Source organism: Candidatus Pantoea edessiphila, from assembly GCF_002933335.1.
In the GTDB taxonomy this organism is placed as follows: domain Bacteria; phylum Pseudomonadota; class Gammaproteobacteria; order Enterobacterales; family Enterobacteriaceae; genus Pantoea_C.
The window spans coordinates 216,089-228,949 of record NZ_PDKS01000001.1; the positions used below are offsets into that span (position 1 = coordinate 216,089).

A 12,861-nucleotide genomic window follows, 5' to 3' on the forward strand; every position below is an offset into this window, starting at 1 on the left:
GTAATTTTTTAATTTTTAGATAAAATGTTTATCTTGTAACGAATAGATTTAACTACTGCTTCTATTCCTCGAGAACGAGTTGGTGTAATATGTCGCATTAATGATAATTTATGAAACCAATATTTTACATCTAATACCATTATATCTGAAACAGATAAATTTTGAAACAGAATAAATACTATAGCAATCAGTCCTTTAACTATAACTGAGTCGCTGTCTCCTTCAAATAAAATAGTGTTATCAGGTTGAATATTTACTTTAATCCATACTTGACTTTGACATCCATTTATTAGATTTTCAGGAAGATATAAATTTTTAGACTTGATTGAAATTTTCTGTCCAAGTTCAATAATATAAAGATATTTCTCTTCCCAATTAGCACAGCGATTAAAGTTAATGATTAACTTATCTTTTACTGGCAAAGTCACTGTTGATTACTCCAAATAAAATTTATTTAAAAATGATAATACAACAATATACTTAATTATTTAATAAGTGATTTATCCTTATCAAAGATGATACTAAACGATCTATTTCTTGTTCACTATTATAAAAAGCCAATGATGCTCTACACATTGCAGTCACTTTATAATAACGCATTAATGGCATAGCACAATGATGACCTGTGCGAATAGCAATGCCATATTGATCTAAGAAACTTCCAACATCAAAAGCATGATGTTTTCCAAGATTAAATGAAATAATACCAACACTGTTAAGATGGCTATATAGTGTAATATTTGGTATTAAAGATAACTTTTTTTGTGCATATTGACATAAAGAAGTTTCACGTTTATTAATGACATCTAATCCTAAATTTTTTATATAATTCAATGCAGCACCCAAACCAACGATTCCGCTGATATTAGGGGTACCTGCTTCAAAACGCCATGGGATATCATTCCAAGTAGTACCATAAGGCAATTTTACATTGTTAATCATTGCACCTCCACCTTCCCAAGGAGGCATATCATTTAATATGTTTTTTCGACCATACAATATGCCAATTCCAGTTGGCCCGTATATTTTATGTCCCGAAAAAACATAGAAATCACATCCAAGATCTTGAACATCAACTCCATGATGCATGACAGCTTGAGCACCATCTATAACTGTTATTATCCCGCAAGATTTAATTAGATCTATGATTTTCTTTATTGGATTTGTTACACCTATAACATTGGAGACATGAGTTAATGCTAATAAACGTGTGTTGCTATCAATTAATCTAGAAAGTGTTTCTAAACATAATATCCCTCCTTTTAAAGGTAATATACGTATTTCTGCTTTGACACGTTTAGCTAGAAGCTGCCATGGTACTATATTAGAATGATGTTCCATTTCAGTGATAATTATATTATCCTTATGAGTAATTTTACTACCCCAGCTATTAGCTATTAAATTAATTCCTTCTGTAGTACCTTTAACGAAAATAATTTCATCTTTTGAAGAAGCATTTATAAAACGTGCTACTTGATTTCGTACATTTTCCATAAGAATAGTTGCTTGTGCACTTAATGTATGGACTCCTCTATGAACATTTGCATAATTATTTTGATTAAACAATTTTTCAGCATCAATGACAGCTGATGGTCTTTGAGAACTAGCAGCATTATCAAAATAAGCTAAGTAATGACCATTGATTTTTCTTTTGAAAATAGGAAAATCATTTCTAATAAGTTCAAGATTAAAATTTGTCACATGTTTTCTCTAAATATTAATTTGTCTATACGATTTAAAATTGCTTTAATAACTACATCGTTCTCTAATAATTCTATTAATTCTAAAGCAAATGCATTTACTAACATTTTTTGGGCATCAATTTCTTTAATGCCTCGTGTTCGCAAATAATAGATTTGTTCATCATCAATACAACCCATAGTTACTCCATGACTGCATTTTACATCATCTGCATAAATTTCTAATTGAGGTTTGCTATCAACTTCAGCTTGATTGCATAGTAATAAATTATTATTAATCATGGTTCCATCTGTTTTAAGTGCATTAGAAGAAACTTTTATATGACCATTAAATACTATTCTACTTTTCTCTAGCACGATTGTTTTATGTATTTGTCGACTTTTACAGTTACTATTGTTATGTTCTAAATAAGTGCGGATATCAGTTGTTTCTTGATTTTTTGGCAATGATAAACTGTTAACTTTTACATCAGAATGTTTTCCATCTAATTTTATGCTAGTATTATGGCGACATATGTTTGATTCTGTTACAAATGTATTACTAGTAATTTCTGAATTATATCCAACAATTATGTCGTTATGAGAAAAATGATAACTATTAGTATTTTCAAATACTAATTTAGTATGTTTTAAATTTACATTATTAGCTATATTAAATGTCAAACGTGAACCAGTAAAATGTGAATGTGTATTTAAAGTTGTAAAATGTTCTATTATTTCAGCTTTAGTATTATCTTCTAAAATTAAATGGTGGCGATAATTGACAGTATTAAGGTCGTTTTGATAACCATCAGTTATATGTAATAAATATAGAGGAATTGGTGTATTTTTATTTTTTGAAAGACGAATAACAGTAATTTCTTCTGTTAAACTTTCATTTAAATGTAAAAAAAACTCTGGTTTAATTGGTTCCGGTAAATTTATATTTTTATATGCAATTGTATTTTTCACTTCAAATATTCTGTTATCATAAAAACTTAATGTAGGCATAAAATATCCATTTACAAAAACCAATCGGAAAGAGTTTAGATTTATTGATATTTTATTGATTTCATTTATATCCAATATTTTCATTGTTGGTAAAACGAAACGTTGTGATAATAATTTATCTAATGGAGTATATTTCCAATCTTCATGTTTAACATCTGGTATGCCAATTGTTATCAACTGATCCCAGTTTTTTTGTGCTTTTTCTGAACGCTTGATGCTATTTATATAAAATAAATTATGCCATTGATGTAGAGCACCATCATTTTTTTTAGGTAAGCCAGCCATAACCATATTCCTCTAACTGTCTAACCAATGAAAAGTTACCAGATTTTACTATATTACCCTTGTATAAAACATGAACCACATCTGGTTTGATATAATTAAGAATACGTTGATAATGTGTAATAATAATAAAAGAACGAAATTTATTTCGTAAACTATTTACACCATGAGATATTATTTTTAAAGCATCGATATCTAGTCCAGAATCCGATTCATCCAAAATACATAAATCTGGTTCTAATAATGCCATTTGTAAAATATCGTTACGTTTTTTTTCTCCTCCAGAAAAACCTACATTTACGTAACGTTTAAGTAAATCTAAAGACATATCCAGAAAGTTAATTTTTTCTGTAATAAGATCTTGGAATTCAAAACGATCTAGTTCTTTTTGTTTTCTATATTTACGTATCTCATTAACTGATTTTTGCAAAAAAAATTGATTGCTAACACCAGGAATTTCAACTGGATACTGAAATGCCATAAATATTCCTTCACGAGCCCTTTCTTCAGGTTCTAATTCTAATAAATTTTTATTCTTAAAAATTATTGAACCTTTAGTAACTTTATATTCTTCTCTACCAGCTATAGTTGCAGAAAGAGTACTTTTTCCTGAGCCATTAGGACCCATAATAGCATGAGTTTCTCCTGGTTTTATTTCTAGGTCTAGATTATTTAGAATAATTTTATTTTCAATACTTACATTTAATTTTTTTATTTTCAACATAATATTGTGAATTCCTTATTATATTAATTAATATTAACCCACACTATGTTCAAGACTGATAGATAGTAATTTTTGAGCTTCTACAGCAAATTCTAAAGGTAATTTAGAAAAAACATCTTTACAAAAACCATTAACTATCATTAATATAGCATCTTCCTCACTTATTCCTCGCTGTAAGAAATAAAACATTTGATCTTCACCTATACGTGATGTTGTAGCTTCATGTTCTAAATGTGCTGTATTAGTAAAATTTTCTATATATGGAAAAGTATGCGAACTACAATTACAGCCTATTAACATAGAATCACATTGTGTAAAATTTCTTGCATTTTTTGCATTCGGTAGTATTTTTACTAATCCTCTATAAGTATTTTTACTTGTACCAGCAGATATTCCTTTTGATATAATTGTAGATTTTGTATTTTTACCGATATGAATCATTTTAGTACCACTATCAGCCTGTTGATGTCCTGTAGTCAACGCAACAGAATAAAATTTGCCTATTGAATTATCTCCTTTTAAAATACAACTCGGATACTTCCAGGTTATAGAAGAACCTGTTTCCGATTGTGTCCAAGACATCTTACTATTATTTCCTTCACATAATGCACGCTTAGTAACAAAATTTAGAATACCTCCTTTACCTTTATGACCTGGGAACCAATTTTGTACAGTAGAGTATTTTACTTCAGCGTTTTCATGAACAACTACTTCTACTACTGCTGCATGTAATTGATTATATTTATGTATAGGCGCTGAACATCCTTCTATATAACTTACATAACTATCGGCTTCTGCGATCAGAATAGTCCTTTCAAACTGTCCTGTATTTGCAGCATTAATGCGAAAATATGTAGAAAGTTCCATGGGGCATCGAACACCTTTTGGAATATAAACAAAAGTACCATCTGATGCTACAGCTGAATTTAAAGATGCATAAAAATTGTCATTTGTTGGTACTACACTTCCGAGATATTTTTTAACTAAATCTGGATGATTATGAATAGCCTCAGTAAATGAGCAAAATATAATGCCATATTTATCATATAATTCATTTCTATAAGTTGTTGCAACAGATACAGAATCAAAAATAGCATCTATAGCAATTTGATTTCCTTCGCGAACAGGTACGCCTAATTTATCAAAGGTATTTTCTACTTCCTTAGTTAAATAATTTGTGTTAATGTTCGTTTCTAAAGATTTAAATTTAGAATAGTTATGCTTACTATCACAATTATTACATAAAGGCGTAGAATAATAGGTATAATCTTGGTAGTTAAGCTTATTATAATGTCCTTTCAACCAGTGTGGTTCTTCCATTTTTAACCAAAGATTAAATGCTTCAAGGCGAAAATTCAGCATCCACTTAGGTTCATCTCTTTTTTTAGAAATTTCGCGTACTGTATTTTCATTAATACCTCGAGCAATTGCTTCTGTCTTTAGTTCAGTAAAGAAACCTTCTTTATAATTTATATTGTTTTCCCAAAACGCAATATTTTCAGATGATTTAATATTTTGTGACATTTTTCATTACTCTATGCTAAAACTTTCACCACATCCACAAGAGTGCTGAGCTTTAGGGTTTTGAAATTTAAAATTTTGATTTAATCCGTCATAAATGTAATCTATTTCAGTGCCATCAATAAATGGCATTGCTTGAACAGGTACAAATAAAGTAACATTTTTAAATGAAAATTTAAGATCTTCTGATGATGGATTTTTTGTTAAATTCATAATATATTTAAAACCTGCACAACCAGATTTTTTTATACTCAAACATAATCCCTTTACTTCAGGATTTTTATTGATTAAAATAATCATTTGTTTTTCTGCAGTTTTTGTTAATTTGAATCCTTTCCACATAAAATTATTATGTGAAATATAATTTATACCTGCGGTATTCACATGATTTCCTCTAGTTTATGTTTTTATTGAATGTTTTATTATTTAATTTTATAAATATATAATGTTAAATTTAATTTATTATAATTAATATAAATTAAATTTTAATGATTTATTTATACAATTGATATATTGTTATAATGTTATTTATTAAATAAATTTAAACTATGTAAGGATAACACAACTAATTTTTAATAATTATAAAATATTACTATGTAAGTATATCATGATAATTAATGCAATGTTTAGAGATCGATAAACAGATAAGTTATATTTACATAAAGTAAAATTTTTGTTTACAATGATATATAATATATAAAGTTTCATATAAAATTATGATGCATGTTATTAGATATAATTAATTGTAATGTTAATTTCTAATAGCATAAGTATGATTGTTTATTATCAATACTACTGAGTTAATTATTATCTAAATTGCATTGATAATAGTTTAGTTGTAAACGAAGGAGATCTTATTATGACAATACGATATTAAAATCTATTCACTAGTTTTGCAATTTTTAACCAAGACTCAACAATATTATCAGGATTTAGGGACAAACTATCTATTCCTTGTTGTATTAGCCAAACAGCAAAATCAGGATTATCAGAAATTCCTTGACCACATATACCAATATACTTATTGTGTTTTTTTGCTGCATTAATGGCTAAAGAAAATAAAATTTTTAATGACTCATCAAATTCATTGAATAAAGGAGCTAGTAAATCAGAATCACGATCTACACCTAATGTTAATTGTGTCATATCATTAGAACCAATTGAAAATCCATCAAAATATTGTAAAAACTGCTCAGCTAATAAAGCGTTAGATGGTATTTCACACATCATATGTATTTTTAAACCATTATTACCTCGATGTAACCCTAGATCACTTAGTTCTTTAATAATACCTTGTGCTTGTTCTATAGTTCTTACAAAAGGAACCATTATTTCTATATTAGTTAATCCTATTTCATTACGTGCTCTTTTAATAGCTTCACATTCAAGAGCAAAACAATCGCGAAAACTGTCATCTGTATAACGTACTGCTCCACGAAAACCTATCATAGGGTTTTCTTCTTTAATTTCATATTCTTTACCACCTATTAAATTAGAATATTCATTAGTTTTAAAATCAGAAAAACGTAATATAACTTTTTTGGGAAAAAAAGCTGAAGCTAATGTCGAGATACCTTCAGTTAAACGTGCAACATAAAATTCTACAGGATCTTGATATCCATTAATAATTTTAAGGATTTGTTTTTTCTTATCTTCTGTTTGTCCATCAAACTCTAAAAGAGCCTTTGGATGTACTTTTATCATGCTACTTATAATAAACTCTATACGAGCAAGACCAATACCTTTATTTGGTAATGATGCAAAATTAAAGGCTAGATCGGGATTACCTATATTCATCATAATATCCAATGGCAATTTAGGCATATTATCAATTTTTGAACTATTAATAGTAAATTTAAGTAAATTATTATACACATAACCACTATCACCTTCAGCACAGGATACCGTAATTTTAGATATATCTTTAAGACGATCAGTTGCATTTCCACACCCAACAACTGCTGGAATACCTAACTCACGTGCAATAATTGCAGCATGACAAGTACGACCTCCCCTATTAGTAACAATTGCTGAAACTTTTTTCATAATAGGCTCCCAATCGGGTCCTGTCAGATCAGTGACTAAAACATCACCATTTTCAATGAGATTTATATTGTTAACATTTAAAATAATTTTTACTTTACCACATCCAATTTTATTACCTATAGCTCGACCTTGAATTAAAATCTCGCTTTTTTCTTTTAGAACATAATGTTCAATAATATTATTATTATTATTTGAATATACTGTTTCTGGCCGTGCTTGTAAGATAAAAAGTTTACCTGTTTTTCCATCTTTTGCCCATTCAATATCCATAGGATTATTATAATGTTGCTCAATTAATACTGCTTGTCGAGCTAATAATTGAATATCTTTATCATTTAAACAAAATTGATTGCGTTCAGATTGAGGAACTGATTCAATGCATACTGGGTGATTATTTATAGTGCTATCAGCAGAATACACCATTCTAACTTTTTTAGAACCCATGTTTCTTCTTATTATTGATTGTTTATTAGATGTTAATGCTGGTTTATAAATGTAAAACTCATCTGGATTGACTGCTCCTTGTACTATCATTTCTCCTAATCCTAATGACGCTGTAATAAATACTACTTTATCGAAACCAGATTCAGTATCAATAGTAAATATTACTCCAGAACAGGCTAAATCAGAACGAACCATTTGTTGTATCCCAACTGATAAATATATGTCGTTATGGTTATATCCTTTATGAATACGATATGAAATAGCACGAGCATTGAACAACGATGCATATACTTTTTTAACTGCAATTAATATCGAATCAATATTTTTTATATTTAAATATGTTTCTTGTTGTCCTGCAAATGATGCATCTGCAAGATCTTCAGCTGTTGCAGAAGATCTTATAGCAAAAGAAGCATTATTGTCATCACTGATTATCTGATTATAAGCTGTACATATTTCTGTTTTTAGTTGTGTAGGCAGTGGTTTATTCAAAATCCATTGACGAATTTCTTTGCTTACTTTATTTAAAGTATCAATATCATTAAGATCACTATTGTTTAAAAGTTCATAAATTTTATGATTCATTCCATCTTGATTAAGAAATTGATTAAATGCATAAGATGTAGTTACATATCCATTGGGAACATTAATGCCTAGTGATGATAATTTATTTATCATTTCACCTATTGAAGCATTTTTACCTCCCACTATCTTAATATCTTTAATATTTATTTGATGATACCAAAGTATTAGTGGTTTACCTGTTTTACTAAGCATTTAACTTATCCTTTTTTTTATGACAAATTGATATCACATATAAAATGAATCGTTTAAAAAATCCTCTTTAATATAGTTTAATAAATTAATATTACTATTATTTTAGGTGTTGTAAATATTTTTATTTTACTTTAAATAGAATATAATAACACCATATATCACAAGTTTTAAGAAAGATATAAGTGAAGAATTATAAATTAATCAATTAACAAAAATGATTTTATTAATTTTTTTGTTAATATAAGATTATATCTAATTAATTATATTTAGTTCTTGAAATAATTATATTTAGTTCTTGAAATAATTGAAATTATGTAAAGTAAAATTATTTTGATATCTTGCATACATCACATTTATACATCATATTTAAAATTATTAATTAAAGAAACAGATAAAAACCTACATTTGTCTTTTTAATATTTATTTTTAAACTAAAATCTTGAATTTATTTTGTAATTAATGGATTTTGAATGAATCAATTATAATATATATTTAAAATATAATTTATTTATATGACTACAGCAGAAAAGCTTGATTTTTGGATTTTCTGCTGTATTTATAAACAAATATTATATATTTTATTTTAAAATCACGTTCCCGACTCTATTTTTTAATTTTTGTCCTGGGCGAAACGTAACTACACGACGAGCGGTAATAGAAACATCTTCACCGGTCTTGGGGTTTCTACCTGGACGTTGTTTTTTATTGCGTAAATCAAAATTACCAAATCCTGAAAGTTTTACCTGTTCTCCATTTTCTAAAGTACAACGAATTTCTTCGAAAAATATTTCTACTAGTTCTTTTGAATCACGTTTGCTTAAACCAAGTTTTTCAAATAGGTACTCTGACATTTCAGCTTTTGTAAGCGCCATAAGTCTAATTCCTCAAGGTTACCTGGAATCGCTCTTTTAATGCCATAATATATCGATTTACTATTATAGCAATTTCTTCTTCTTTTAGTGTCCGTTTAGTATCCTGTAAAATCAAGCTAATTGTTAGACTTTTATAACCTTTAGCAATATCTTTTCCACGGTACACATCTAGTAAGTTTATCCCAACTAACTGATTTATGCCAATTTTTTTACATAAAGTGATTACATTTGCTGCAGGAATTTGTTCATTTACTATAATTGAAATATCTCTACGATTCGCAGGAAAACGTGATATTTCTTGTATTCGTATATGTTTAGAATTTATAAGTTCATTGCACATTAACTCGAAGATTACAATCTCGTTTTTAATTTTTAATCTTTTTTGAAGATCGGGATGTATTTCACCAATGTATCCAATTTCTTTGTCATTGAGATAAATTACTGCACTTTTTCCTGGATGCAGAGCAGATATTGACCTAGAAAAAAAATTTATATCTTCTATATGATTTGATAACTCAAATAAAGATTCTAAATCACCTTTTAAATCGTAAAAATCAGCTAATTTATTTGTTTTATCCCAATGATCTTTAGAAATATTGCCATTTAATATACCTGATAACATTAATTCTTGACGTATTCCGAATTCAGCTGTTTTATCTGGTATAAAACAATATCCATTTTCAAATAATCGTAATCTATTTTGTTGATAGTTTTGATTATAATGTAGTATATTTAATAATCCTGTACGTAATGATAGACGCATAACTGACATATCTTTAGATATAGGATTCATAATAGGAACAGCATGTTTATTGGGATGCAGTATCTTCTGTATTTTCGGATTCACAAAACTATAAGTGATTACTTCATGGTATCCCATATTAACTAAAAAATTTTTTATGCGTTTTAATAATACCATCCCTTTCGAAGGAGCTATAATCTTCAAATTAGTTTTAATAGGTACATTGGGAATGTTATAATAACCAAAAATACGTATTATTTCTTCAAGTAAATCTTCTTCTATAAGAATATCAACTCGCCAGCTAGGTACTATTACCTTCCATTTGTCAATTTCTTTGTGTATATTAAAACCAAGTCTAGTTAATGTATCATTCACTTGACTATCAGAAATTTTATAACCTATCAAACGGTTTAATTTTTTACGGTGTAAATCAATTACTAACTTTGATTTATGAAACAATCTATCATATGTTTTATCTATAATCGGTCCGGCTTTTCCTTTACATATTTCCATTAATAATTTGGTTACATATTCAATCGCTTTATACTGTAATTTATAATCAATACCTCTCTCATATCTATGTGATGTATCAGTATGTAAATTACAATAACGTATATTATTAATAACTGATAATGGATTAAAATAAGCGCATTCTAATAATATATCTCTAGTACTATCATGTATAGTAGAACGTAAATCATTACAAACACCTGCTATTGATAGAACTTTATTTTTATCAGAAATCACTAACACTGTATTATTCAAATGAATTTTTTTACCATTATTTAATATTAAAATTTCATTATCTTTTGCCATGCGAACTGCTAAATAGCTATCAATACAATCAAGATCAAAAGCAAATATTGGTTGGCCTATCTCTATTAAAACATAATTATTAATATCTATCACTACGTTTACAGAAGCAATACCGCAACGTCTCAATCTTTCTTTGATCCAGAAAGGAGTAGAAATATTTACATTAATATCCTTTATTATTCTAGATAGATATTGCGGACATGCCTTTGGCTCATGTATATAAATTAGTAAATCATCATTTATTTTTGGTGAAATAGGATTGTTTATTAGGTTTTCAAATGGTAAACAATTTAGTGCAGCAAGATCACGTGCTATCCCCATAATACTTAAACAATCAGCTCGATTTGGAGTAATATTAACTTCAATAATATTATCATTTAATTTCAAGTAATTATAAATATCTTTTCCTATAGAAACATCATGTGGTAATTCTATAATAAATTGATCTTCTTTATCTGAAAGTCCTAATGTTGATAGAGAACAAATAATTCCTTCGGATACATATTCATAAAAATTTATTTGTTGCACTTCTTTTTGTTTTGGTAATATTGTTTTTATAGGAGCTACAACAACTTTTAAACCTAAACGGCAGTTGTCTGCATTACACATGATATTTAGTATTTTGCCATTGCCTATGTTCACTTTAGTAAATTTTATTTTATGACAGTCTAATTTTTCTTTACATTCAACAATTTCACCGCTTACTACTCCATGGAAAAAACTTGAAACAGAAGAAACATTTTCTACTTCTAAACCTAGCATAGTAAGTTGTTCGCATAATTTGTTAGTATCTATATTGGGATTAACCCATTCACGTAACCATAATTCACTAAATTTCATTCATTATCCTACAATGATCTAAATTGTTTAAGGAAACGTAAATCGTTTTCAAAAAATGAGCGAAGATCTTTTATATCATACCGCAACATAGCTAGACGTTCTACTCCTATCCCAAAAGCAAATCCAGAGTATATCTCTGAATTAATACTCATATTATCCAATATTTTTGGATGTATAAGTCCGCATCCTAATACTTCTAACCACTTGTTATTATTATTCATTACATCAAATTCTGCTGATGGTTCTGTAAATGGAAAATAAGAAGGACGAAAACGAATTTTTGTACATTCTCCAAAAAAATTATATAAAAAATCATAAATAGTTTGTTTTAAATTAGCAAAACTTATATCATCATCGATGATTAAGCCTTCCACTTGATGAAACATTGGAGTATGAGATTGATCGTAATCATTACGATATACACGGCCTGATGATATGATACGAATTGGTGGTTTTTGATTTTTCATTATACGAATTTGTACACCTGAGGTTTGAGTGCGTAATAAAGCAAATTCATTGAGCCAAAAAGTGTCATGATCAGTACGTGCTGGATGGTAATCAGGAATATTAAGTGCATCAAAGTTATGATATTGATCTTCTATTTCAAAACCACTAATAGTAGCAAAACCTAATGATGTAAAAAATTTTTCAATATGATTCATGGTAATAGTGATAGGATGCAGTCCTCCATTCCCTATTCTCCTACCAGGCAAAGATACATCTATTTGATCTTGTGATAAACGTAAATTTAATGAAATAGATTCCAACTTTTTTTTATGATCATTTATATGAGAAATTATTCTATTTTTAGCTTTATTAAGTATTTCTCCTTCTATAGCTCGCTTACTACTAGGAGTATCATTCAATGAATCTATCAGTTTTTTTATGTGTCCCTTTTTCCCAAGGTATTTGATGCGTGCCAGTTCTAGTGAACTAATATCTTTAGAATTTTCTATAGTCATGATAGCTTCTTCTATCAGATCTGATAGTTTAGACATTTTTTTCTCTTTAGTTTCAAATTTATTAAATAATATTTATTAAAATACATTTAATGATGGACATAAAATTTTTTTCCAATGATCTTATACAGAGATTCTTATTAGTTGT

The 12,861-nt window shown here is 27.9% G+C and carries 10 protein-coding genes; all 10 read right to left on the bottom strand.

The genetic code is table 11. The annotated features are described in order from the left end of the window. Positions 1-8: 8 nt before the first annotated feature. Positions 9-428 carry a cysteine desulfuration protein SufE gene (gene sufE / locus CRV11_RS01000; RefSeq protein ID WP_136131475.1) on the bottom strand — a complete coding sequence of 140 codons (420 nt, stop codon included), beginning with the start codon at positions 426-428 and terminating at the stop codon, positions 9-11. A 52-nt stretch (positions 429-480) separates the two neighbouring features. Next, positions 481-1,701 (bottom strand): SufS family cysteine desulfurase, encoded by a 1,221-nt coding sequence (locus tag CRV11_RS01005; protein WP_136131476.1) that lies wholly within the window; start codon positions 1,699-1,701, stop codon positions 481-483. Further along, entirely contained in the window at positions 1,698-2,975 is a 1,278-nt protein-coding gene (gene sufD, locus CRV11_RS01010; protein ID WP_136131477.1) for a Fe-S cluster assembly protein SufD, read from the bottom strand. Before sufD ends, CRV11_RS01005 begins: the two co-directional genes overlap by 4 nt. After that, the gene (gene sufC, locus CRV11_RS01015; protein WP_136131478.1) at positions 2,959-3,696 is read right to left on the bottom strand and encodes a Fe-S cluster assembly ATPase SufC; all 738 of its coding nucleotides are present in this window, start codon (positions 3,694-3,696) and stop codon (positions 2,959-2,961) included. Before sufC ends, sufD begins: the two co-directional genes overlap by 17 nt. A 33-nt stretch (positions 3,697-3,729) precedes the next feature. Beyond that, entirely contained in the window at positions 3,730-5,220 is a 1,491-nt protein-coding gene (gene sufB / locus CRV11_RS01020) for a Fe-S cluster assembly protein SufB (protein ID WP_136131479.1), read from the bottom strand. 6 nt (positions 5,221-5,226) lie between these two features. Continuing rightward, positions 5,227-5,559, bottom strand: coding sequence for an iron-sulfur cluster assembly accessory protein (locus CRV11_RS01025; protein WP_136131603.1), 333 nt, complete (start codon positions 5,557-5,559; stop codon positions 5,227-5,229). A 531-nt stretch (positions 5,560-6,090) separates the two neighbouring features. After that, positions 6,091-8,484, bottom strand: a complete 2,394-nt coding sequence (gene ppsA, locus CRV11_RS01030; protein ID WP_136131480.1) for a phosphoenolpyruvate synthase — start codon at positions 8,482-8,484, stop codon at positions 6,091-6,093. A gap of 578 nt (positions 8,485-9,062) precedes the next feature. After that, positions 9,063-9,356: an integration host factor subunit alpha gene (gene ihfA / locus CRV11_RS01035; RefSeq protein ID WP_136131481.1), complete on the bottom strand. Its 294-nt coding sequence runs from the start codon at positions 9,354-9,356 to the stop codon at positions 9,063-9,065. A gap of 4 nt (positions 9,357-9,360) precedes the next feature. Then, positions 9,361-11,754: a phenylalanine--tRNA ligase subunit beta gene (pheT, locus tag CRV11_RS01040; RefSeq protein ID WP_136131482.1), complete on the bottom strand. Its 2,394-nt coding sequence runs from the start codon at positions 11,752-11,754 to the stop codon at positions 9,361-9,363. An 8-nt stretch (positions 11,755-11,762) separates the two neighbouring features. Further along, positions 11,763-12,752, bottom strand: a complete 990-nt coding sequence (pheS, locus tag CRV11_RS01045; RefSeq protein ID WP_136131483.1) for a phenylalanine--tRNA ligase subunit alpha — start codon at positions 12,750-12,752, stop codon at positions 11,763-11,765. Positions 12,753-12,861: the final 109 nt, after the last annotated feature.